General features: G+C 42.4%; 18 protein-coding genes and 1 CRISPR repeat array. Of the genes, 12 read left to right on the top strand and 6 right to left on the bottom strand.

Annotated features, from left to right (window positions below):
- The 5 genes from AC6RV6_RS28055 to AC6RV6_RS28035 form a co-directional block, all read right to left on the bottom strand.
- On the bottom strand, positions 1-1,458 hold a 1,458-nt coding region (locus tag AC6RV6_RS28055; protein WP_500244202.1), incomplete at its 3' end, for a tetratricopeptide repeat protein.
- On the bottom strand, positions 1,448-1,909 hold the full coding sequence (locus tag AC6RV6_RS28050; protein WP_500244201.1) for a DUF29 domain-containing protein: 462 nt from the start codon (positions 1,907-1,909) through the stop codon (positions 1,448-1,450). The genes AC6RV6_RS28050 and AC6RV6_RS28055, both read right to left, overlap by 11 nt.
- Before the next feature lie 44 nt (positions 1,910-1,953).
- A complete protein-coding gene (locus AC6RV6_RS28045; RefSeq protein WP_500244200.1) occupies positions 1,954-2,127 on the bottom strand; it encodes a hypothetical protein in 174 nt (57 codons plus the stop codon).
- Between the two features lie 135 nt (positions 2,128-2,262).
- On the bottom strand, positions 2,263-3,690 hold the full coding sequence (locus AC6RV6_RS28040; protein ID WP_500244199.1) for a pentapeptide repeat-containing protein: 1,428 nt from the start codon (positions 3,688-3,690) through the stop codon (positions 2,263-2,265).
- 105 nt (positions 3,691-3,795) lie between these two features.
- Complete coding sequence (locus tag AC6RV6_RS28035) at positions 3,796-4,650, bottom strand: helix-turn-helix transcriptional regulator (RefSeq protein ID WP_500244198.1); 855 nt, start codon at positions 4,648-4,650, stop codon at positions 3,796-3,798.
- Positions 4,651-4,856: 206 nt separating this feature from the next.
- Here AC6RV6_RS28035 and cas3 point away from each other — a divergent pair, with 206 nt between their 5' ends.
- The 12 genes from cas3 to cas2 all read left to right on the top strand — a co-directional run bounded on the left by cas3 (position 4,857) and on the right by cas2 (position 17,425).
- The gene (gene cas3 / locus AC6RV6_RS28030) at positions 4,857-7,079 is read left to right on the top strand and encodes a type I-D CRISPR-associated helicase Cas3' (RefSeq protein WP_500244197.1); all 2,223 of its coding nucleotides are present in this window, start codon (positions 4,857-4,859) and stop codon (positions 7,077-7,079) included.
- 288 nt (positions 7,080-7,367) lie between these two features.
- Entirely contained in the window at positions 7,368-7,760 is a 393-nt protein-coding gene (locus tag AC6RV6_RS28025; protein WP_500244196.1) for a hypothetical protein, read from the top strand.
- Positions 7,761-7,813: 53 nt separating this feature from the next.
- Entirely contained in the window at positions 7,814-8,263 is a 450-nt protein-coding gene (mntA, locus tag AC6RV6_RS28020) for a type VII toxin-antitoxin system MntA family adenylyltransferase antitoxin (protein WP_500244195.1), read from the top strand.
- Between the two features lie 17 nt (positions 8,264-8,280).
- Positions 8,281-8,688: a type VII toxin-antitoxin system HepT family RNase toxin gene (gene hepT / locus AC6RV6_RS28015; protein ID WP_500244194.1), complete on the top strand. Its 408-nt coding sequence runs from the start codon at positions 8,281-8,283 to the stop codon at positions 8,686-8,688.
- 4 nt (positions 8,689-8,692) lie between these two features.
- Positions 8,693-12,124: a type I-D CRISPR-associated protein Cas10d/Csc3 gene (gene cas10d, locus AC6RV6_RS28010; protein WP_500244193.1), complete on the top strand. Its 3,432-nt coding sequence runs from the start codon at positions 8,693-8,695 to the stop codon at positions 12,122-12,124.
- Positions 12,125-12,156: 32 nt separating this feature from the next.
- On the top strand, positions 12,157-12,765 hold the full coding sequence (locus tag AC6RV6_RS28005; protein WP_500244192.1) for a hypothetical protein: 609 nt from the start codon (positions 12,157-12,159) through the stop codon (positions 12,763-12,765).
- A 66-nt stretch (positions 12,766-12,831) separates the two neighbouring features.
- Positions 12,832-13,857 (top strand): type I-D CRISPR-associated protein Cas7/Csc2, encoded by a 1,026-nt coding sequence (gene cas7d / locus AC6RV6_RS28000; RefSeq protein ID WP_500244191.1) that lies wholly within the window; start codon positions 12,832-12,834, stop codon positions 13,855-13,857.
- Between the two features lie 74 nt (positions 13,858-13,931).
- Positions 13,932-14,681, top strand: coding sequence for a type I-D CRISPR-associated protein Cas5/Csc1 (gene cas5d, locus AC6RV6_RS27995; protein WP_500244190.1), 750 nt, complete (start codon positions 13,932-13,934; stop codon positions 14,679-14,681).
- An 11-nt stretch (positions 14,682-14,692) separates the two neighbouring features.
- Positions 14,693-15,562 carry a CRISPR-associated endoribonuclease Cas6 gene (gene cas6 / locus AC6RV6_RS27990; RefSeq protein WP_500244189.1) on the top strand — a complete coding sequence of 290 codons (870 nt, stop codon included), beginning with the start codon at positions 14,693-14,695 and terminating at the stop codon, positions 15,560-15,562.
- On the top strand, positions 15,550-16,134 hold the full coding sequence (gene cas4, locus AC6RV6_RS27985; protein ID WP_500244188.1) for a CRISPR-associated protein Cas4: 585 nt from the start codon (positions 15,550-15,552) through the stop codon (positions 16,132-16,134). Before cas6 ends, cas4 begins: the two co-directional genes overlap by 13 nt.
- A 3-nt stretch (positions 16,135-16,137) precedes the next feature.
- On the top strand, positions 16,138-17,142 hold the full coding sequence (cas1d, locus tag AC6RV6_RS27980) for a type I-D CRISPR-associated endonuclease Cas1d (RefSeq protein ID WP_500244187.1): 1,005 nt from the start codon (positions 16,138-16,140) through the stop codon (positions 17,140-17,142).
- A 10-nt stretch (positions 17,143-17,152) separates the two neighbouring features.
- Positions 17,153-17,425, top strand: a complete 273-nt coding sequence (gene cas2, locus AC6RV6_RS27975) for a CRISPR-associated endonuclease Cas2 (protein ID WP_500244186.1) — start codon at positions 17,153-17,155, stop codon at positions 17,423-17,425.
- Between the two features lie 255 nt (positions 17,426-17,680).
- Positions 17,681-20,897: a CRISPR direct-repeat array (repeat unit 37 nt; unit sequence GTTTCAATTACCATTAATCCCTATGAGGGATTGAAAC).
- 40 nt (positions 20,898-20,937) lie between these two features.
- Here the strand turns inward: cas2 and AC6RV6_RS27970 are convergent.
- The gene (locus tag AC6RV6_RS27970) at positions 20,938-23,637 is read right to left on the bottom strand and encodes a COG1470 family protein (RefSeq protein WP_500244185.1); all 2,700 of its coding nucleotides are present in this window, start codon (positions 23,635-23,637) and stop codon (positions 20,938-20,940) included.
- Positions 23,638-23,750: the final 113 nt, after the last annotated feature.

Here is a 23,750-nt window from a genome sequence, read left to right as displayed (position 1 = left end):
ATACTGGCGATTGGACATGAGATTGAGGGCGCGATTGTACCATCCCAAAGCAGAATCGGGATTGAGTGCGATCGCTTCTATTGCCGCTTGTACCCCTTCAGAATACCGTCCCGCCCGCCATAACACGGCACTGAGATTAATAGCAATCTTTTCTAAAGAAGGCTGGCCGCCAATTTGAGCATCTCCTTCCGCAGCCATGCGATAAGCAATAATCGCCTCCTCGTATTCCTGTAATGTAGTGAGAATTCGCCCTCGGTTATACCATGCCCGCGAGGATTCAGGATTGAGATCGATCGCTTCATCTGTTGCCCTTAATGCCTCGTTATAGCGTTCTAACAACCATAACAGTGTCGATTGATTGATCCATGCTTGTTCATAGGTTGGGTTTAAAGTAATAGCACGATTCACTGAAGCCAACCCTTCCTCATATTTAAACTGTCCTGCGAGAGAATTACCGCGTTGACTCCAAGCATAAGCCGATCCGATCCGATTCCAGCGATCGTCTCCCTCTTGTAAAGCTTGGTCGCAGGCTGCTTGTGCGTCCGTATATTGTCCCAAGCGATTGAGGGCGGCGCAACGATTGGCTAAAGCTAAAGCATAATTTTCATCAAGGGTTAGCGCCCAATCTTGAGAAGCCAAAGATTCCGTATTGCGTCCTAATAGCCCCAAAACCGTTCCTTGTTCCGTCCAGATTTCCTCATCATCGGGGTCGATCGCTACTGCCTCATTATAAGATTGCAACGCCTCCTGATAAAACGTCAAAGCCGCCTTTGACGTATCTTGAGTGGGAGCCAGTTGCACCAAAACCCGTCCTCGATTTAACAACGCCGTCGCCGCACTTTGGTCGCTCCAATTCCCCGCTTGAATGGCGCGATCGCAAGCCACTAAAGCTTCTTCATAGCGAGAAAACTGCGCCAAAGACAAACATCGCCCCGCATAAGCTGGAGAATAGCCCGGATTGGTGCGAATTGCCCAATCGTAGGACTCGAGAGCCTCCGAATGGTTGCCCACCTGCGTCATCGCGACTCCTCGGTTGTACCATGCCACGGCGGGGGTCCCCTCTCCCCAATCACCATCAATTTCTAACCCTTCATCGCAAGCCACTACCGCATCCTCTGTGCGTCCCAATGCTGTCAGAGAGGCGCACCGTTTCGCCAGTGCGAGGGAATCCGTGGGACTGCGACGCAATACCTGTTCGTAAGAAACCAAAGCATCGCCATACTGGGCGAGGGCAAATAAAACATCGCCGCGATTATTCCAAGTGGCCGGATCGTTGGGAAAGAGTCCCACCGCTTGATCGCAGGCTTCAAGGGCTTTCTCGTAATCTTCTGCGAGGAGAAGCGTATTGCACAAACTCGCCCAATAGTCGAAATCTACAAGTTTTTCCTGTGCGATCGCTGTCGCCGGAAAAAGCAACAACGAAGCGGGAATAATTGCTAAAAAACGTTTAAACTTCATTATCTTCTTCTACGTTGTTAGTCGGCCAGAAGTTCTCATCCATGACTTGTTCTCGGTCAAAGGGACAAATTTCGGGGAATTGTTCGTCAGGGAGGTCGGTTTCGGCGATCGCTAAATCTCGTGCTTCCGACCAGGTTTCCTTCATGGCTTCCTCCAATCTAGATTGTAAACCGGGATTGCGCCGCAAGAGTTTGGCGATCGCTTTTCTTTGCACGCGAATAGTCGCTCGCCAACTATTAGTTTGTTTCCAGTGTTGAACTTTCCACTTTAATAAATGAGCAATTAGCTGCATTAAGCGAGATTCTAATTGGTCGTAATGGCGCTTTCCCAAATCTTCTAACTCCTCAATGAGATGAGATGTATCCAAGCGATCGAATTGACTTTTTCGCAAAAGATCGGCTTGTTGATAAATCCAACTATAAAAATCTTTTTCGTAAAGTGTTTCTTTCATTTTTTCTCTCCCTCATCAGAATCAACGAGTAAAGTTGCATCATATTATACTTTAAATTTTAGAAGCGATCGTCCTAAAATCTTCAGACCAGAGCGATCTCTTTTAAACAAACAGCGATCGAAAATTGTTTCCAATTCAACATCGTCCTCATAGGAAACTTCCGTATGAGAGATAATAATATTTTGAATTAATTCACGGTAGTTTGACAAGGTATCCATTCGATAATTTTCTCCGATTGAACATCAAAAACAATGAGTAAAAGCTGATAATCTTCTCTCAAAAGTCTGCCAATTGGTTCTTCAAAAATGTATGATATCAACGAGATCGCGATATTGGTACTGGTGAGTGAAAATTTATCTGCGATCGCAAGGAGTCACTTCCCCGTCTGGCATAATCGTGCGACAGAAGAAAACATTCTCTAAAATCGCATCTTCTATATTGGCATCCCTTAAATTGGTATCAATTAACCTTGCTCCAGTTAAATTCGCCCCTTCTAAATTCGCCCCTTCTAAATTCGCATTAGTTAAATTTGCACCCCGCAAATCCATTCCCGCTAAATAAGCATAAGATAAATCCGCATCGCGGAAATTTTTATCCTCCGTTCCCTCATTCACCAATTCTGCCACTCGTTCCGATCGCTCGTCAATTAATGTACCGGGATTAATCGTTGCACCGCGAAAATCCACCAAGCTTAAATTTGCACCGCGTAAATCCACATCCGTTAAGATCGTATTTTCAAAATAAGCCCCAGTTAAATCCGCCCCGCGTAAATCCGTATGGCGCAATTCTGCCCCAATAAAATTCGCCGCAGTTAAATCCGTATTATCCATATCTGCATAAACGAGTAAAGAGGATTCAAAATTCGTGCGTTTGAGATTGGCACCGCGTAACTTAGTAATAAAAAGATACGCCCCAGCGAAATTCACTTCTTCCAAATCTGCTCCTTCTAAATTTACCCCTTCTAAATTTGCGCCGCTCAGATCGACTCCCGCTAATTCTCGTCCCAAGACTCTTTTATTGACCAATTCCCACACCAACAACCATTTACTATCTAAAACTGTTTCGCTACTAATTTGGCTGCCTTTAAAGTTTGTCCGAAATAAATTTGCTCCCCCTAAATGAGCGCCTTGCAAATTAGTATCTTGTAGCGTCGTTCTCAATAAATTTGCCCCGACTAAACTCGCACTGGATAAATTAGCACTTTTCAAATTGGCATTACTTAAATTCGCTAAAGCTAAATTTGCCTCGGTTAAATTAGCACTTTTTAAGGTTCCATCTTCGAGATTGGCTTCCGTTAAATTGGCAAACGTTAAATTTGCTCCTGTTAAATTCGCCCGTTCTAAATCTGCTTGTTGAAGATCGGCATTTTTTAAATTCACCCGATACATATAAACGCCGGGGAGTTGTGCCTGTTGTAAATTTGCGCCTTCCATATTTGCCGCACCCAAATTAGAATTGCGGAAATCTGCTTGGCGCAGATCTGCACCCAATAAATTCACCCCTTCTAGTTTTGCCCCTTTGAAATCGGCGCGGAAGAGATCGGCATCTTCAATATCCGCACCGCGCAGATCTTCTCCTCCGAGGGGAGCCCGACGCAGATTGCAGCCGATACAGGCTTTTTCGTCTCTGAGTTGTGCCAAATCTCGGCGACTGTAGGCGATCGCGGCAGGGGTTATCAGCACGATCGCGAGGAAGGAAACCAAGAAAAGAAACCCGTAGATGTTTCTTTTGTTTAAGGTGGGAATGCGATCGCGCAGGACCGCAAAAATTCTCTGGTGCATGGGATTTTAAGCAGGGAAATCCGAATACCCCAAATCTACCATTTCCGATCGCGACTGAGAAGGAGATGGGGCAAGGAAGTGCGATCGTCAAGTCTGAACAAAACTTTAAATTGCCATACCATATTGTTCGCACATTTTTTTGAGGTTTTGTTTGAGGCGATCGCGCACTGCGTCGGGTGCAATAATTTCGCAGCTTTTGCCATAACGCATCACTTCCCGTATCAACCAAAAAGGATTGGTAGTTTTTCTGATCACTTTGCGAATTTTTTTGTTCTCGTCTGATTCATTAAAAATATCTTCCTCTTTCGGTTCGTAGGCATTGACCATACTTCCGTAAAAATGCAAGTGTACTTCAATGGTACCGAGTTCTTCTGCACGCCAAGTTCCGTTATAGCGAAGTACATCTAAAACGCGATCCAAGCGAAAAGTACGATTATGCTGGAGGGCTAGAATAGTCTCGTACTCGTTAATTTCTTCGCACCACGCTTCAAGATAAAAGCGCTTTTCGACAAATCGAATGCAGCCAAAACGCACGTTAAATTCCTCTTGTTCTCCTTGAGAGTTACGGTAAATCAAGTGGAATGGTTCTTTGCGCTCGAGTTGCATATCAATGACTCTGCGCCACGCTTCGGTTTCGTGAACGATCGCCTTCAACAGTCCTTGACGCAGAGGCGATTCTAATTGCCCGCGCTCGAGGAGTAGTTCGATAACGGTTTTTGCTTCATTCATTTGACCTGCATCCGTCAGGACTTTAACGGCGCGATCGAGGGCTTTAATTTGCGCGTGAGTGAAGGAGAAGGGCTTACCCGTTGCAACTTCTCCTCGAGCGATGGCTACCAACAGCCCAGAAATACTAGGATTTTCGCCCCAAAAGATTTTCTCGCGATGGGCGACTTCTTCGAGTTGGGTTTTCGTACCGGGAGGGATGGAAAGTGTCAGTGTTTCTTTTTTTCTTTTCATTGATTAACCCTTGCATTTTTCTCGGAGGTGTGTCATAGTAATCATTGTAAATGTTTTTGAGTCGATTGCAGCACATCTGTATCTGTATTGGGTATTTTCTCTCAATTTACAAAGAAGGATTGCGATCGCCTACTTTCCCAACCTGACGCGCAAAAAATGCGATCGCCAGAAAATTCATTGCAACCATTAGAAATTGGTTTAGGAAAATGCAGAAAATTACGCTAAAACCTGTTTATTCTTGTCCGGCTTCGGAGATTCCAGAAGATATCAAATTACCGGATGGATGGACATTAGCTTGGCATCAATTGGAGACATTAAAAGCAATCCGCGATCCTGACATTGATGTTATTTTTAACACGGCTATGACGGGAGATGGGAAGAGTTTAGCGGCCTATCTCAACTCATTGCAACGATACTATCGCGTCTTGGCAATGTATCCAACCAACGAACTCGCACGGGATCAGGAAAAACAGATCAAAAATTATATTGAGATGTTTCATCCTCCCGGAGAACCAAGAGTTAATCGAATTAGCAGTCAAGATTTAGAAATCTATGCAGAACAGGAAAATATTCAGAAAAAAGAAGCTATCTTGACACTTATAGAACAGACTGAAATCTTACTCAATAACCCAGACATTTTACACTATATTCACCGAGGAGCATATCTGTTTCGCGGTAAGAAGGGAGACAATCCCGATCGATTATGGAATAGAGTCGATAAGTGGTTTAGCTTGTTTATTTTTGATGAGTTTCATGTGTTTCAATCCCCACAAGTCGCCAGCGTTATCAATACCATGCTATTGATCCGATATACAAATCAGAAGAAGAAGTTTTTATTTCTCTCCGCAACACCAAATAAAGAGTTACAAGATCGTTTAAGCCTTGCAGGATTCAGATGTAAAGTTATCAATCCTCTCGATCGCGAAAACTCAAAATATCGTTTTCCGGAAACTGTTTCAGATTGTCAAAATTTGGAACGAGAAGGTTGGCGCAAAGTTGTTGGGAAAATCGAGCTAAATTTTCTGCCTTTGGAGAGCGATCGTAATGCAGAAATAATGTTAAAAGAAAATCAAAGTTTAGTATTATCTCAATTTAAAAAATGCAGACAAAACCGAGGTGCTGTTATTCTCAATTCGATTGCTTCAATCAAGCGATTGGCTGCGATGTTTCGAGACTTTGTAAGTGACTTGCCAGAAAGTCACGAGCTATCCGATCTGACAATAGGAGAAAATACTGGACTGACGGGAAAAGCTGAAAGAGCAGAAGCATTGAATGCAGATTTGATTTTAGGGACGAGTACCATTGATATTGGGGTTGATTTTAAAATTAATTTTCTGTTTTTTGAAGCAACAGATGCGGGAAACTTTATTCAGCGTTTGGGCCGTTTGGGACGACACGATCGCTATGAAAGAGATGGACGCGAAATTCCTTTTTCTGATTTTACTGCTTTTGCGATCGCGCCTCAGATGCTAGTGGAAAAACTATTTACAGGAGATTCCCTACTAGAAGTAGAAAAGGCTTACAATCGTCCAGAATTTCACGAATTTATTAAGGAAAGCTATCGCAAAATCAATAATTTTTCGGGATATTACTACAAATGGGGAGCAGTACAATCAATGCTTTTAGTTCGTCAGTTAGGGCATCCCAAAATCAAACAAAATTATGAAATGGGAAGTCAAAAAAAGTTTAAAGAGGCTTGTGAATTAGTATTTAGCACGCCCAAAAAACAGGTCGATTTGAAAAAAATCTATGGACGTAGTAAAGGTTGGGAAAATGAATGGCATAAACTTTCAGGCCAAGATAAAGGAAATCCTATTTTAGAGGAAGCCTCGAGTTTCCGAGGTTCGAGTCCGTTATTATGTGGCATTTACGATCTGACCGAGAATAGCAAAATAGATCGGTTTAAAACCTACGATCTACCCGGAATTTTAAGCAATCTTGAAATTGAGCCAATGACAAAAGCTGAATTTGAACGCTTGCGTCAAAAAGCTGTTAAAGACATTAATACTCCCATTCCCAAAGGACGATTTAAGCATTGTTTGGGCTTTATGAAATTACATCACTATCGAGAGGAACGCTTGAATTGGAATTTTACCCGTCCGGGGAGTTTAGAATCAATTGCTAATCTGTGGAAAGTGCAAGTTATTATTGGGATTCGGATATGGCAACCCGATAATCGTTGGATTAGCGAAATCAACAAAAAACTCAAAGAGCAAGCATTCGTTGCCTATATATTGCCATGTCCTGTCATGGAAGTCAGGCGAAAATTGCAACTCCCCATGCACTTTGCGATTTATCCCATTGGCGACAGCAGCAACATTCACGATAAGCCGGCTTATTCTATTGCATTGGGACAAGCTGCTCTGTTGGTAGATGCGCTATACCCCGAATACAGATTCAAAGGAGGTGATGATTCATGGATCGTTTAGACTGGCAATCCCTCATAGGGATTAATTTGGTTGAGCAGTGCAGACAAGTAAACATCTGCGACATACGATCGTGTGTTTCAATCCCTCAATTCCCTAGATTGGGTAGGTATTTCACCGCTCTACACAATCAGGATAACACACGCCGAGGCCAAGCGAAGACAAAATTAGCTTGTTACACGATCGTAAGATCGAAAGATGTATATTTTATATTTGAGATAACGCATTCTCGGCTTGGAAAAAGTTGTCTAGTAAGATCGTGTTATCATAAGCCAAAATTGGAAAATTCGTATGTACCAGCAAAACCTCGACCCCCTTGAGCTATTACGTGGCTCTATCAACAGATTAATTGTTGTGATCGAGACCTCGCTTGTTACTTTTCTAAAACAACTTAAGCTATGGCGTAAGTTCATCAATGGATGGTTCGATCGAAGGAAGGAATATAAGGGTCAGCTTCAAGCACAGCGGCAACACAACACGATTCAAGATCCCCGTCTTTTGGTACACGATCGCCAGATTGGAGAGATGCAAGCTCAAGTGCAGGATCATGGAGAATCACTCGATTTTTTAATGGCTAAGGTTCGCTACCTCGAGTATTCTTTTGAGCGAAATGAAGAACTGAAGGATCGGGAATTTCAACCCAACCCTTATTCTCTCAACGGAGATCCCAACTGTAACTCGTAACCCATTACAACAATCCAATCATTTCGCAATCCTGCTTAAGGACTTGAATCGCTATGCAAATTTTATCTCTTGAAGACCTCAAAAAACTTTCACAACACCTTCCAGACAAAATCCCTTACCTAAAAATGTTGATTTTGTTTGGCTCTAGAGCGAGAGAAGATACTCACGCACAAAGCGACTGGGATTTCGCCGCACTGTACGATGCAGAATTGCGCGATCGCTGCTGCAAAGATCGTCCTTTTTCTTGGTGGGAAGTTCCGGGAATTCTTGGTGACGTTTTTAATTTAGATAGCGATCGCATTGATGTAGTCGAACTCAATCGCTGTGATGCTTTGATGGCTCATGCAGTTGCTCGAGATGGCATCTTACTCTACGAAAAAAATAAAGGAGAATTTGAACAATTTTCTCAAAAATTTTTGTTAGCAGAAGAAGAACTTAACAGGATTCGCCATCATCTTCGTCACAAACTTGAAAATTTTCTACAAGAATGGGGTGTATCGTGAAGATCGATCTTGATAGTATGTTAACTCGTCTGAATTTTCTCAGCGAAAACTTGATAGAATTAAGACGGTTTGAGTCTGTCAATTTAGAAGAATATTTAGATGATTTTGATCAAAAAGCACTCTCAGAACGCTTTTTAGAACGGATTATTCAAGCTGCGATCGATATCAACGAACATATTTTGACGCAAGAAAAAAATGTATCAAAACTGACCTATAAAGAAACTTTTACCTTAGCCGGACGCTACGGAATTATTACTGTAGAACTGGCAAACAATATTGAAAAGTCCGCAGGATTGCGAAATATAATCGCTCATCGCTATCTCGATCTGGACTATCGCGAACTTTTCCAAGCCATCCAAAATGCTTTGAAACTGTATCCAATTTATATCCAACAAATTACAGCATATTTAGAGTCTCTGGAGTAAAACCATGACTAAGAAACAGAAAAAAACGGAAATAACAGAAAAACAACTCTCTTTATTCGATGTCGATGCAGTCGTTGAATCATTGGAAAATACTGATGATGATTGGATGTCTGGAGACGATTCTGACTTTGAGGAATTTAGCGATCGCCAAGTAAAATCCCAACCCCCAGAACTTCTAACGCTTAAACTCTTGCGTCAAGCAATTGAAGCGAAAAACAATGGCGATCGCATCATGCAAGATTTCTGCGAGTATGTTTTACCTAACTTGCTCAATTTAGCGATCGGAGTGACAGCTAAAGGAGGCAAATTTTTCGACCATCTCGATCGCAAAAGAGGGAGAGAAAATGTCAGACGAGATAATGCAGGCGATCAATCTTTAAATACTCATATTCTGAATGGCCTTTTACCTGCTAATTTCATAGAACGCCAACTCCACAAACTCGATACAACAGTTAAAAGAATCATTCGCGAACCAGAAAGACGGCTTTTAATTTCCGGATTCATTCTCCATGATTTTGAGAAATTTGACTATCGACGTTTTCCAGAAATGCCGGAACACTATCAAGAAATTAACAGAAATCCAGACCGAGATATTCGGAAATTAAAAACAGAAGATCATCGATCTATTCTTCATGTCCTTGTTCCAGAATTGGGGTTAGACAAATTCATCAGTCCTAATGAACCGTCAGATTGGCATAAATATCAAGACGACTTGCTTTGTATTGCTTACAATACTCAAATTAGAGAAGATACTAATCTTAATTTATCTGAATTTGGTTTAAATCCCAATATTCAAGAAGATTATATTCTCATGTGCTTGGCAGATTTGACTTGTTTGGCAGATCGACTGGCTTCGATCGTCAAACATCCACAAGATGCCGAAAAAAATGGCTTAAACAGTATTCTTCACAATTTGAGCAACGGAAAACTCAAATTTACCTATCATAGCATTTCGGAAAATCGAGGTGTACTAACAAATGTTGTAAATAATGTTTTGATGGAAGCTCATAAAGCACTCAATCAAACTGGAGAATTTCCCAATTATGAACCATTACTTTATCTTCCGACAGGAGTAATCTATTTAGCTCATAAAAATTCACCTCCTATTCTGACTGACGATATTCCCGATCGTGTCGTCAAAAAAATAAAAGACCTCTGTGCAAATCAACTGATGCTTAAACAAACAGGATTTGGACGAGATGGAAAAGGAATGAAATATGCGGAATATTATGACAAATTTTTTAGCGATCGCGGCTTGATGAATGTTGCCTTAAAAGCAACATTCAAGATTTTACATGAAAAGAAACCTTCTGTAGCGAAAAGTCGCAGTGATAATTTAGTTAAGTTTCAACAACAAGAAGTGTTATCATCTCATTATGATTTTGAGTTTTCCGATAATATTTATATCGACCAAATTGCCGAGTTTTGTGATGTTATCTCTCGTAAAATTTGGGGCGATCGCGCCAACAAAATTGAAACCGCACGCAAAGAATATAAAAAGCAGCATAAAAAAGAATTAGCTGCAATTCCGCCTTTGAATTTAATCGAAGAAATCGCCAAATTATGGGAATTGACAGAGTATTTACCTCAAGTTCGAGAAATTCAGAACATTAACAATAAACTGAAAGAACTCAAACGCAAAGGTAATAGCGGAGGCGTACCTTATGAATGGTATTATCTGGCGGCTCAATATGTCAAACACAAGCCCAAAAATGCAGAAGATGTGGAAGTTGTCTGCGAACAAGCGATCGCGCATATCTGTCAAATCATTGAACCTGTTATTAATAACTATAATTTACCGGATGGTTGGGACGATTTGCGGTTATGGGTACAGCGAGTCGTAATATTACCTAATCGCGAGCGATCGAACGATATAATTACCCCATTCTTAGAAGAACTTCAAGCCTATCAATTAGCAAAAAAGCCGGGGCGCGGTAAACAATTAATCTGTTCGATTTCCCATTCCGCCTATACTGTTACAGAGCAAATGGAATCAGCCGTTCTATTTACTCCCCAAGTTTATACCAATAAACAATTATTAGGAGGCTCAAATGCTAAACGCAATATTTCCAGTATTGCTGGGATAGAAATGATGCTGAGGCAGATATTGATGAGTCAAACTCAAGCAATAGGACAAAAATTTGAGAATGCAAAATATCGCTATCTCTATTTTTACCCAACCTATTATTTTACGCCAGAAACAAATCAGTTCCTAAAACAGGCGTATGGAAATATTGCTCAAACACGCTTTAATTCCAGTCTCCGCAAACATTTTGTCGGTGACGATCTACAAGCTAATTTCGATCTCGATCGCTATCAAAATGCAGACCTTTTTCTGATTGAAAAACAAACAGATAAACTAAAAGATACAACCTTTAAATTATCTTATCCAGATGATGATGACTTTACTTTTTACTTCATGGCTATGCCACCGGGACGCGATCCAACGAATACGGAATCATGGGTTATGCCGGCATGGTTGGCTTTTGCTTTCCCCATGATTCTTGATGTCAAAACTGTCGTTTCTGAGTCTCCCATCCCTCCTTATCGAGATGGTGCAGAATTTGAAGAAACTGTATTTCTCGATAGCGCACCTCAAGCCTTTCAAGCATTGACACAACGCGATCGCTTTCGTTTAGACTATATCTTAGAAGGTTGGGAAGAAGACAATGGAAAAGAGCATCCCGCACCCTTAAATGTTCTCACTGCGGCCTATTCTATTCATCTCGATGTAAATGCGAAACGAGGAAAATCTGGTTACGATGCCAACTGGGGAAAACTAACAGAATTGGCACGAAATTTAGAAACCAGTCCTCTCTATGTTTTCCACTATCTTAACCAGTGGACGAGAGGAAAAGATGCAGATATACCAAGCATGAGCCGTATTAAATTGTACGCTTATGATTTTTATCCTTGCTTCGATCCTTATGTTCAGTTTAATTCCAATACGGAGGAACTCACGATGACCGAAACATCGCCTTTAAATCATCCCAAAAAACTAACCGATCTGTATCGCATATTTTATCGTGCAAATCGGCGATATAATCCTAAAGCGAATGCTGTTCTTAAACCCATTGATATTGCCTCTGAAACTATTCTCAAAGCAGAATCGTGCGTTTTTCAAGGTGAAACTTTAGTCGCTGTTGTCGCCGCAGAAGTTTGTAAATTAATGGATCGCGTTCATTCTTCTACCGCAGAAGGTCGTTGGCAAATTAAAGAACGAGAACAAGAAAGACAAGCTGTTTTAGAATTTGCTCGTTATTTTGTTGTCAATGTTTTTGAAGGCGCATTTAAAGGCGATCGCGCTCGTTTGGCAGGTCGTCAAATCAATCTCATTCGCAATACTTGTGAATTTCTTTATCGCTTAGAACAAGATGCAGAAAATCGACAAAATAGTGCAAATAATGAGCCTTCTGAAACACCAGAGGATTCATAAAATCAATTTTCATTAAGGAGGTATTGACAATTATGAATGTTCTCGATCGCGATCACGCTTATACATTCAGTAAAATCTTTGACTTGAAAATTAAACCTCAAGATTTAGCTGGTGATTTTGGTTATTCTTTTCAAAGACAGTGGTTGAAACTTCCTCAATATCAAGGTGAATTAGATCGCCTCGAACAACTGAGAGCAAGAATTGAAGAAATTCTTCCTTATATCGATCTGACGAATGAAGCAACTTGCCGAGAAATGCTCATTTCACCTGTTGTTTTAGAATTGATTCACTACACCAAATCTGAAGTGAGTATCGAATATTCGATTAAAGTCACCGAGCAACTGCAAGGGTCTTTTAATTATCTTCTCGAAACCCATCATAATCTCGTTGTCATTGAAGCAAAGCAGGAAGATTTAACTAACAGTTTTACCCAACTGATGGCTGAACTTATTGCTTTAGCGCAATGGCGAGAAGAGAGCCAACAAACTCAGTTTATTGGTGCTGTAACGACGGGTAAAATTTGGGAATTCGGTCGGCTCAATCGCGAGAAAAAACACATCGATCGCGGCTTGGAAAGTTATCGCGTCCCTGAAGATGTTGAGTCGGTTCTTCGTATTCTCGTACAGGCTCTCATCGTTTAATTGGTTGAGGTTTCGGGCATTTTTTTGCATTGCTACAAAACGATTTTCTAAATTAGGAGAAAACTCATGACATTCTTAAAAACTCTCGATTCTAAATTCTTTCACACGGAAATTCCTTACAAACCAATGGGAAAATACGTTCATTTTCTGACAGTGCGCGTGACAGAATCTTATCCTCTTTTTCAAACGGATAGCGAACTGAATAAAGCTCGAGTTCGTGCAGGAATTGAAGATAAAACAACCATTAGCCGCTTGTCGATGTTTAAACGCAAACAATCAACTCCGGAACGTTTAGTTGGTCGGGAATTGTTACGCAAATACGATCTAGTTAAACCCGATGAGTGCGAATATAATGTCGCTTTTGGGATGAATAATCCCGATTGTATTATCTATGGATTTGCGATCGGCGATTCGGGATCGGAAAAGTCGAAAGTTGTCGTAGATACTGCTTTTTCTATTACCTCTTTTGATGAGTCCCATGAGGCATTTACTCTCAATGCACCTTATGAAAATGGCACGATGTCATCGAAAGGAGAAAAAGGAAGTAAACCCGGTGAAGTGACTAGCCGGATTAATCAACAAGATCACATTCGTCCACAAGTTTTCTTTCCCAGCATTGTCACGCTGAAAGACCCAACCGAAGCTAGTTTTCTGTATGTTTTTAATAACATCTTGCGAACGCGGCATTATGGAGCGCAAACAACTCGCACGGGACGAGTCCGAAATGAGTTAATTGGCATCGTTTTTGCGGATGGTGAAATTATTAGCAATTTGCGCTGGACTCAGGCAATTTACGATCGCATCTCCCCAGAATTTTTACAATCAATCGATCCTCTCGAAGAAGGTTTGGTCATGGAGAAAGCAAAAGAAGCTATTCAAGCATTGATGGCAGAAGAATTTATCGTACATACCGATTTAATTGGTGAATCTTTCGATTCGGTTTTGGCAGAAGTTAAGTCTCTAACTTCGACAGAGGAGGGAATTTGTGCGATGTTAAAACAAGCCGATGATGAAGCAAAAGTTTACTTCAAAGCACATATCGAGAAGCCTAAAAAAGGAGAGAAGAAAGCAAAGACAACAGCTAAAGCCTAATTTTAGGTAGGATGGGTTACGGCTGTCGCCTAACCCATCCTACAGGATCGATTGTATGTAATGTATGTTGAGCTATGACTTACCTTTATCGCTGTCAAATCGAACTTCACGATAGTCTTTATTTTGCGACTCGCGAAATTGGCAGACTCTATGAAACTGAACCAATTTTGCATAATTATGCGCTATGTTATGCGCTAGGATTGGTAGACAGCCCAATCTATGAAACAACGGTTTCTGAAGAGCATTCTTATCGCTATTTTTGCGATCGCCAAGTTCCTCAATATGCAGAACATCTGACTGTTCTCAATGAAAAGGGAATTTATGTAACCCCTGCACGAGCGATCGCTTATGCAACGGTTTTGCATACATGGAAATATGCAGACAATCGCTATCACGTCGAAATGAAAAAAACGCAGAAGAATATTCCTAGTTTTGGCCGCGCCAAAGAAATCGCGCCCGAAAGTATTTTTGAGTGTTTTATTCTTTCAGAGCGATCGCTTTTAAAAACCGAACTCATTCCCAGTCACAGGAATCAATGGCGATGGAAAATTCCCAAGTGGATTCGACTGGGAAAATGGATGAGTAAAGCAGAGATTAACATCAAACAACTGAGCAAAATTAAACAGAAGAATGGAGATTTTATATTTCCCCATCCTCTCAACCCACTTGATGTCATGTTTACTTATCGAGTAACAAGTTATGACGTTATCAATATGCCCCCAGTTAGTTTAATTCGCAACGTTCATTTGCAAGGAGAACATTTCACCTGCGAAGAAATTCAGGGTTTAAAAATTCCCGCTCGAATGACGTATCGATTTAACTAATACTCATTATCATGCCGCATAGTCTTGTCCTCAATCTCGTTCCCCAAACTCCCATTTACCCCCATTTTCTCACGGGTCGCCATTATCACGCCCTGTTTTTAACACTGGTTTCCGCCGTCGATCGCTATCTCGGCGATCGCCTGCACCAAGAGCAAACGAATAAATCCTTTACCCTCAGTCCCTTGCAAGTGACCCATGCACGACCCAAAACTAAAAAAGCATGGATGCAAAAATTGCAATGGCAGCATTCTAGGGCGATCGCACCCGGAACGCCCTGCTGGTGGCGAATTTCTCTATTAGATGATACTCTTTTTAGTCAGCTTACTTCTCTCTGGCTGCAACTCGACCGACAGAAACCTTGGCAATTGGGGTCTACCGACTTATATCTCACCAGTATCCTCGGTACATCCCAGCCCACACAACCTTGGGCGCAGGCAACTTCTTACCTGCAACTTTACGAAAGCGCCTCAGATAAAGACCGGGAATTTTCCTTTCACTTTGCCACCCCAACCGCATTTCGCCAAGGTCGCCAAGATACGGCAATGCCAGAAGCCGATCGCATTTTTCAAAGCCTGTTGCGACGATGGAACGAACACAGCCTCATCCCCTTTGACAATCTGACTTTCGAGGATGTGTTCCCCAGTTCCTTCAACATTGGCACTGAATGCGTTGCAGACTCCCGCAGCAAATTCGTCGGCTGTACGGGAAAGGTAACTTATTGCGTCTTCGGTAATATCGCCTCGGAACGCATCAAACAACTCAATACCCTCGCCGATTTCGCCCTCTATTGCGGTATTGGGCGCAAGACGACAATGGGTATGGGCATGGTACGGAGGCTCGAAAACTCAAACCAAAAACGAACAACACCATGCAAGAATTGATTCCTATCGCCACGCTCAATCAGTACGGCTACTGTCCCCATCGCTTTTGGCGAATATTCTGCGCGGGAGAATTTGTCGATAACGAATATACCCTCGAAGGCACGCAACTACACGATCGCGTTCATCAACCCGATGTAGAATCTCGTGGTGAATTCGTGCAAATTCGCGGTGTTTGGCTCAAATCAGAGCGCTACGGCTTGGTGGGCAAATCCGATCTCATCGAAAAGGAAGGCGATCGCATCTATCCGGTGGAATACAAGCGCGGGCGTAAAGCCGACTGGAACAATGATGCCCTGCAAGTCTGCGCTCAAGCCCTCTGTTTGGAAGAAATGACGGGGAATTCAATCGCGACAGGCTATATTTACTACGCCCAAACCTGCCAGCGCCAACGAGTCAATATTGATGAAACATTGCGAGGGGAAACGATGGCAACGATCGAAGCGATCGCCCAACTCATCCACAGTGGCGAAATGCCTCAACCCATTTATAGCAAGCGCTGTCGGGGATGCAGTCTCTATTCGCGCTGTCTTCCCCAAGCTGTTAAAAAAGTTAAAATCTATCGAGAGGAGTAAACAATGGGAACGATTTACATTACCCAAGAAGATGCTTTTGTGGGCAAAACCGATGAGAGGCTAACGGTCAAGGCCGAAAAAAAGAAAGTCCTTGACGTGCCTTTTATTAAGATTGAAGGTGTTGTGGCCTTGGGGCGCACGACGGTTTCTCCCGCCGTTGTCATGGAATTGCTCGATCGCAATATTCCCCTCAGTTTTATGAGAGCAACGGGGAAATATTTAGGGCGATTGCAACCGGAGATGACCAAAAATATTTTTGTCAGAAAAGCACAGTGGGGAGCGATCGGAGAGACCGATTTAGCGATCGGTGCGGTTCGCGGTTTCGTGCGGGGTAAGCTGAAAAATTATCGCACGGTGCTGACGGCGGCGCGGCGAAAATTTGACGATATTGCTGTGGATGATGGCATCCAACAATTAAAACAAGCGATCGCGGCGTTGGATAAAATCGATGCGATCGACAAATTGCGCGGCCATGAAGGTGCGGGCAGTGCCGCTTATTTCGGGTGTTTCAACGAATTAATTCGCGTTCCTCATTTTAATTTCAAGAAGCGCCGTCGCCGTCCCCCCACCGATCCCGTCAACTCTCTGTTGAGCTTGGGATATTCTCTCTTGCGCCACGACATCCAAAGCGCCGTCAATATTGTTGGTTTCGATCCTTACTTAGGTTATTTGCATTTGGAACACTATGGACGACCTTCTCTCGCCTTGGATTTAATGGAAGAATTCCGTCCTTTGGTAGTCGATTCCGTCGTTTTAGCTGCCATTAATTTACGCCAGTTAATGCCAGAGCATTTCGAAACGGAACCATTGAGTCATGCTGTTTCCCTGACGCGAGAGGGATTGCAGATTTTTTTGCGGCTCTACGAACAAAAAAAACAAAGTAAATTCAAGCATCCTGTCTTCAAGCGCCAGTGTACTTATCGGGATGCCTTTGAAATCCAAGCTCGGCTGCTGGCAAAGTATCTCATGGGAGAAACAGATAAGTATCCTCCCTTGCTTTTGTATTAAAGAGGTCAGAATGTTTGTGATAGTTTGCTACGATATTTCAGACAATAAGCGCCGCACGAAGATCCACAGTATTCTCAAGTCTTATGGGCAGTGGGTGCAGTATAGCGTATTTGAGTGCGATTTGACGAAAGTGCAGTATACCAAGTTGCGCGATCGTTTGAGCAAGCATCTGAAGTTGGAGGAAGACTGCATCCGTTTCTATTTTCTCTGCGGTTGCTGTCAGGGTAAGGTAGAGCGAATTGGTGGCGATCCACCGTTGGATTCGACGATGTTCTTTGTTTGATTTTCCGTATACCGGGGGGTCTCATTTTGGACTTCCCATTTTAAGAGGGGTCAAGTTCTCGACTGGTCTGGGTTTGACCCCTTTTTTGCGTTTGAGGGGGTAGACGGAAATGCTGTATGCTCTATCTGGTCTGGGTTTGCGGGATTTTTTTTCACAAAGGGTCTTGCGGGGCGATCGCTGAAATGCTATATTGCCTCTCGGTAGACGGAACTGAACCTTGAAAACTAAATATATCAAGGGCTTCAACTCCGGGTGGTTTCAATTACCATTAATCCCTATGAGGGATTGAAACATAGGCCTATTGAGATTCGTGCAGATTGGCAAGTCCTGTTTCAATTACCATTAATCCCTATGAGGGATTGAAACCTTTTTCATATCTCATAATAATAGGCTTGAAGTAGGTTTCAATTACCATTAATCCCTATGAGGGATTGAAACTTTTGTTACTTTAGGATTAGTTTATTATTATTTCGTTTCAATTACCATTAATCCCTATGAGGGATTGAAACCTACACGTGCATCAATCATCTTTTGAATTTCAGTTTCAATTACCATTAATCCCTATGAGGGATTGAAACAATAGTGGTGGAGCAGTGTGGAAAGGCTGGTTCGGTTTCAATTACCATTAATCCCTATGAGGGATTGAAACTTACCCTTAAAAAGCGGGTACTAGAAGACGGGTTTCAATTACCATTAATCCCTATGAGGGATTGAAACTGAACAATATATCAGAACTACCATTATATGAGCAGTTTCAATTACCATTAATCCCTATGAGGGATTGAAACGGCTGTACAGACGATATTGAAGACGCAGACACCGTTTCAATTACCATTAATCCCTATGAGGGATTGAAACGTATCTACAACATGAAAACACAGATCTTGCATGAGTTTCAATTACCATTAATCCCTATGAGGGATTGAAACATTCTCGCTTTGGAGCTTCTGCCAATGCTCGATCGCGTTTCAATTACCATTAATCCCTATGAGGGATTGAAACATCGCAGAATATTGCTTATCCTTATCCATGATAGCTAACGTTTCAATTACCATTAATCCCTATGAGGGATTGAAACTTTACATTTGTACCTCCTCCTTCCTTTATAGCTTCGTTTCAATTACCATTAATCCCTATGAGGGATTGAAACATGTTGGCTTTTGATTGTTAGATTTTTTTGTACCGTTTCAATTACCATTAATCCCTATGAGGGATTGAAACGTAAGAGATTTGATTAAGTACCCAATCTCTGTTGTTTCAATTACCATTAATCCCTATGAGGGATTGAAACTAGACTCTGTTTATTCTGATGAACCTGTAGATCAAAGTGTTTCAATTACCATTAATCCCTATGAGGGATTGAAACTTTTCCATTCACAAGATTGATTAAATGTACGGAAAGTTTCAATTACCATTAATCCCTATGAGGGATTGAAACCAGATCCTTAAAGCAATGGATAAGATTAATGATTAAGTTTCAATTACCATTAATCCCTATGAGGGATTGAAACCTTCTAACCAAGGATTGTGAGCTTTTACTTTCAGTTTCAATTACCATTAATCCCTATGAGGGATTGAAACTTTGTAGCCTTTATAAGTATCTGTAAACCACTTTAGAGTTTCAATTACCATTAATCCCTATGAGGGATTGAAACGAAGTAATCATCACTTCAAAATGGAGATCGTTGAGTTTCAATTACCATTAATCCCTATGAGGGATTGAAACAAGAAAATAAACTGTATCAGAGAATGACTTAAAAGTTTCAATTACCATTAATCCCTATGAGGGATTGAAACGGTTTATGGAATGGCACGGGCAACGGTGGCTTGGTTTCAATTACCATTAATCCCTATGAGGGATTGAAACATTAAGTTTGGCGAGATCGTTTGGAGTAATGAGGGTCAAGTTTCAATTACCATTAATCCCTATGAGGGATTGAAACTCTAAACCTTTATTAAAACTAAGTATTTATACTTATACTACAGTTTCAATTACCATTAATCCCTATGAGGGATTGAAACATTGTGCAATCTTATATAGATATCCTGCGATCTGGTTTCAATTACCATTAATCCCTATGAGGGATTGAAACTAAAAAATAGTATCATCATTAAAAGGACATAGTTCACGTTTCAATTACCATTAATCCCTATGAGGGATTGAAACAACTTTCTTCTTGAAGCTGAAGCTAAGACTCCTAAAAGTTTCAATTACCATTAATCCCTATGAGGGATTGAAACTCTCAGTGTTCCTTGCATCATAAACAGAGTATTGGTTTCAATTACCATTAATCCCTATGAGGGATTGAAACCCAAGATAGGGAGCTATTTGATGCTGGCTTGAGTTGTTTCAATTACCATTAATCCCTATGAGGGATTGAAACAAAAAGATACAATAACACTTAGTGTGAATGCTGGCGAGTTTCAATTACCATTAATCCCTATGAGGGATTGAAACTTTTGAAGTACCTAGAAAAAATGCACCGACAATGGTTTCAATTACCATTAATCCCTATGAGGGATTGAAACGGTAAATTTTGAAAGATATCAAGAGGAAATTTTTGGTTTCAATTACCATTAATCCCTATGAGGGATTGAAACTGAGCCGGGGCTTTTAGGAAAACTCTTCATTACTGTTTCAATTACCATTAATCCCTATGAGGGATTGAAACGGCGTTTCTTTTGCATTAGGAACTACCGATCCTTGTTTCAATTACCATTAATCCCTATGAGGGATTGAAACTTCATGAACCTGCTAATTTCATGATAATAATCGGTTTCAATTACCATTAATCCCTATGAGGGATTGAAACCTCAAACTCAAGGAACTAGAAGCCTATAAGGAGAGTTTCAATTACCATTAATCCCTATGAGGGATTGAAACGTGGCTGTCTCCTCTCGGCGGTGGGTGGTTCTCCTCGGGTTTCAATTACCATTAATCCCTATGAGGGATTGAAACGGATGCTGACTATCAATCCTTAATAAACTTCCTAGTTTCAATTACCATTAATCCCTATGAGGGATTGAAACGCCAAAAATCTATTTGTCCCTCCCGTGAAAGGAAAGTGTTTCAATTACCATTAATCCCTATGAGGGATTGAAACCAGACAGGAAATGCGGGAAAACTGGGAAGATTTGTTTCAATTACCATTAATCCCTATGAGGGATTGAAACTTCAACCTCAACGCCAGTGGGTGGTTGCCCCAAAAGTTTCAATTACCATTAATCCCTATGAGGGATTGAAACCAAAAAAACATGAATATCCGGAGAAATCCGGAAAAAGGTTTCAATTACCATTAATCCCTATGAGGGATTGAAATGCGAACAAAGAAGCAATCGCGATGCACAGGAATCTGCTTTCAGTTTCAATTACCATTAATCCCTATGAGGGATTGAAACCTTGTTGGCAAGGTAATAGCCGCAGCCGTGTCGTAAGTTTCAATTACCATTAATCCCTATGAGGGATTGAAACTTTGTAGCTTGATTTGCTTGCGTTCCAAAAGATTGAGATTTTAATACAACACCGGCGGTAATTCTGTCGGAGGCGGTGCATTGCGATCGCTTGGCACCGGTGGCGACGCATCGGGAGGAGTCGGTAAAGGCGGTGCTTCCTCAACTGGAGGCGCAGTGGGAGCAGTCGGGGCATCCGGCGCACCGGGAGGTGCAGCAGGCGGGGCATCAGCAGGCGCACCAGGAGGCGCAGCAGGCGCACCCGCTCCAGCCCCAGCCTCAGCCCCTTCTCGCACAAAAGTATCGATCGCCACAGAGCGCGTCACCGATTTGCCGCTACTATCCGATGCAACAAGGGTTAACGTTGTCGTCCCAGGCTCCTGCGCCAAAGGAAACGCGATCGTCCCCTCTGGGTCAACCGTACCCGGCGAAGGTTGCAATTCTACCCCTAAACCTTCTCCACCTTTCACCTTCCAAGCCAACGTAAGTAAAATCGGTTCGGCTTTTAGTTCGACAACATATTTCGGCAGGGCTTCCGCCCCATTAATAGTAAACTCGAGGATCTCAATCGGAATGAGGACGGGTTCGACCTTAATCGGATCTGTTTTCACCGGTTCTAACGGCTCAGCATTGGCACTGCGAGGAATAGAAGTTAATTCAAAAATATAAGTTCCGGTTTGTATCGCTCCCGTAACCACATCGCGACAGGATAATTCAAACTCTTGAATTTGACAAACACCCTGCAATTCTGGGGGTAAGCCCTCACTAAAATCATAAATTTTCAAAGGATTATTGACAATACCCTCCGTATCTCGCGCCACCAATCTCAATTCTTGTAGTTGTTGAATATTGGTTACTTTCCAATTGAGGAGAATGCCTTGCTTAACTTGACGTTCTGTATCAGCAGGAGCGGGATTGCGAGGAGAGGGGGAGGGAGTTGGGGTTTTTTGCTCCGTTTGAGTATTAATGGCAGGAAGACTAAAATTATTGTTTTGTTTGTCCTGCTCTGTCGCCTTCTCTCCATTGCCAGTTGTCGATTGCCCGCTTGCACTCGCTGAAGTTGCAGTGCTTCCTGTTGCCTCCTCTACGTTCCCTACGATATAAGTTGGCTGAGTCGAGGTCAATTCAACCACACGCGGCTCGGGAATGGGAAACATGCGAATAATATTGGTGTCCAATGAAACCGGACTGTTGCGAGTGCGAAAAATGCGAGCAAGCAATCCCCGACGGCGTTGCGGAATCGGGGTTGCGGTCAAAGTAAAAATATAGTCTCCAGCTTGCCGTCCGTCGGTTGGCACGTTAATACAAATTAATAAATCTTCAATCGTACAAAAGTCTTCTAAGGCTTCGGGAATGCCTTGAGTCAGGTCGTAGATAACAGCACGACTAATCACGCCCCCCTCGGGAGAAAGCCCCTGTACTTTCAGGGTTTGCAAGCGATTGGGATTGGCAATTTGCCAGTTGAGGCGGACGACATCGCCGTTTTCTTCACTATAAAAGCTGCTTTGAGGGGAAAAGTCGGCAATTTCGGGAGGGGCGGGAGGACGGGGAAATAAGAGCCAGACGAGGAAAACAAAGCCTCCTAAACTCAGCAAACTGGCTAAGAATACGAGTAAAAATTGCCACCAAGGGCGGCCTTCAATAATGACAATCCCCGGAAAGCGATCGCTAATCAGGGGCAATTCGTCTATATCTGCAATCTCGACGGCAAAGTCAACGGTTTGCGGGTAAAACGATCGCTTCCACAGTTGCGTCACTTCGACTTCAATACTGGTCGCTGCCGATCCCGTGGGAGCGAGCTTGAGTTGTTCGGGTTCGACGGTGAAAATATGACGTTTCTCGTCTTCAACTCCCGTCACCTTGACCTTCACTTCGCGATCGGTGTTACCGCTATTGTGAAGAAATAAAGTATAGAGTCCGGGTTGTTTTTTGATTTTACCGATAATTGTAGCGAGTTCGGCAGTGAGGAGATAAACCGGCAGAACTTGAATATAAATAACGTCGAGGAGAATGAGGTCGGGGTTATTGGCAGACTTCAGAGAAATAGTGGGGGTATAAACGCCGGCTCTCGTATTGGCGGGGGGGGTAATGACCAAACGAATTGTCCCGCGATCGCCGGGGTTGAGTTCCAAACGTTGTTCGGCAATGAGTAATCCCCCAGCAGAAAAGCGATCTTCATAAATAATTTTGTACCATTCTTTTTCCAGATCGGGACAGAGGAGACGAAAGCGATCGACGCGATCGGAGCGATTATCCACTGCAACCATCACTTCAAAGGACTGTTCCTGTTGGAGAGGGATAGGACTATCTGAAGTTGTGGGAGGGGAGAGAATGAAAGTGGGATCGCTAGAGACCCGTGATTCCTGCACGTAGGGAAGAACCTGCATTCTGCGATTGAGGAGAATGGGGGTCTCTTCGGGATAATGTTGGGGAGCATCGATAACGAGAACGTATTCATAGTTACCGGGGGGGGTTTCGATGGGAATGTCAAATTTAAAAACAACTTCGCTACTCTGACCTTGACCTAAAGCCAATCGCTGTTCTGGCAAGACACACCATTCTCGAACGGGTCCGGAAGTTTCATCGATTAAGACATTGATCGAAGGGCTTTTATCTGCATCATTGACGATCGTAACGCTAAGTTCGCAGGTTTCTCCAGCCGTAACAGAGATATCTCCCAAGGGGTTGAGAATTATCCCGAACGGTCCGCCAATGGTGTTCGAGTGTTGTCTTCTTTCTAGAGGTGCTTGGGGATCGACCATTTTTGTTGTTGGTTGTTAGTTGTTAGTTATTAGTTGTTGGTTATTGGTTATTGGTGACTGATAACTGGTGACTGGTGACTGGTGACTGGTGACTGGTGACTGGTGACTGGTGA

The organism is Spirulina sp. LEGE 11439 (assembly GCF_059821285.1).
This window is presented reverse-complemented; position numbering and strand designations above follow the sequence as displayed.

What these genes read in the sequence shown, in the direction of transcription:
- cas3 (WP_500244197.1), top strand. Translation starts at nt 4,857, where the DNA reads ATGCAGAAAATTACGCTAAAACCTGTTTATTCTTGTCCGGCTTCGGAG.
- cas5d (WP_500244190.1), top strand. Translation starts at nt 13,932, where the DNA reads ATGACTTACCTTTATCGCTGTCAAATCGAACTTCACGATAGTCTTTAT.
- cas2 (WP_500244186.1), top strand. Translation starts at nt 17,153, where the DNA reads ATGTTTGTGATAGTTTGCTACGATATTTCAGACAATAAGCGCCGCACG.
- mntA (WP_500244195.1), top strand. Translation starts at nt 7,814, where the DNA reads ATGCAAATTTTATCTCTTGAAGACCTCAAAAAACTTTCACAACACCTT.
- AC6RV6_RS28005 (WP_500244192.1), top strand. Translation starts at nt 12,157, where the DNA reads ATGAATGTTCTCGATCGCGATCACGCTTATACATTCAGTAAAATCTTT.
- AC6RV6_RS28045 (WP_500244200.1), bottom strand. Translation starts at nt 2,127, where the DNA reads ATGGATACCTTGTCAAACTACCGTGAATTAATTCAAAATATTATTATC.
- cas7d (WP_500244191.1), top strand. Translation starts at nt 12,832, where the DNA reads ATGACATTCTTAAAAACTCTCGATTCTAAATTCTTTCACACGGAAATT.
- AC6RV6_RS28050 (WP_500244201.1), bottom strand. Translation starts at nt 1,909, where the DNA reads ATGAAAGAAACACTTTACGAAAAAGATTTTTATAGTTGGATTTATCAA.
- AC6RV6_RS28025 (WP_500244196.1), top strand. Translation starts at nt 7,368, where the DNA reads ATGTACCAGCAAAACCTCGACCCCCTTGAGCTATTACGTGGCTCTATC.
- cas1d (WP_500244187.1), top strand. Translation starts at nt 16,138, where the DNA reads ATGGGAACGATTTACATTACCCAAGAAGATGCTTTTGTGGGCAAAACC.
- AC6RV6_RS28035 (WP_500244198.1), bottom strand. Translation starts at nt 4,650, where the DNA reads ATGAAAAGAAAAAAAGAAACACTGACACTTTCCATCCCTCCCGGTACG.
- cas4 (WP_500244188.1), top strand. Translation starts at nt 15,550, where the DNA reads ATGCAAGAATTGATTCCTATCGCCACGCTCAATCAGTACGGCTACTGT.
- AC6RV6_RS28040 (WP_500244199.1), bottom strand. Translation starts at nt 3,690, where the DNA reads ATGCACCAGAGAATTTTTGCGGTCCTGCGCGATCGCATTCCCACCTTA.
- hepT (WP_500244194.1), top strand. Translation starts at nt 8,281, where the DNA reads ATGTTAACTCGTCTGAATTTTCTCAGCGAAAACTTGATAGAATTAAGA.
- AC6RV6_RS27970 (WP_500244185.1), bottom strand. Translation starts at nt 23,637, where the DNA reads ATGGTCGATCCCCAAGCACCTCTAGAAAGAAGACAACACTCGAACACC.
- cas10d (WP_500244193.1), top strand. Translation starts at nt 8,693, where the DNA reads ATGACTAAGAAACAGAAAAAAACGGAAATAACAGAAAAACAACTCTCT.
- cas6 (WP_500244189.1), top strand. Translation starts at nt 14,693, where the DNA reads ATGCCGCATAGTCTTGTCCTCAATCTCGTTCCCCAAACTCCCATTTAC.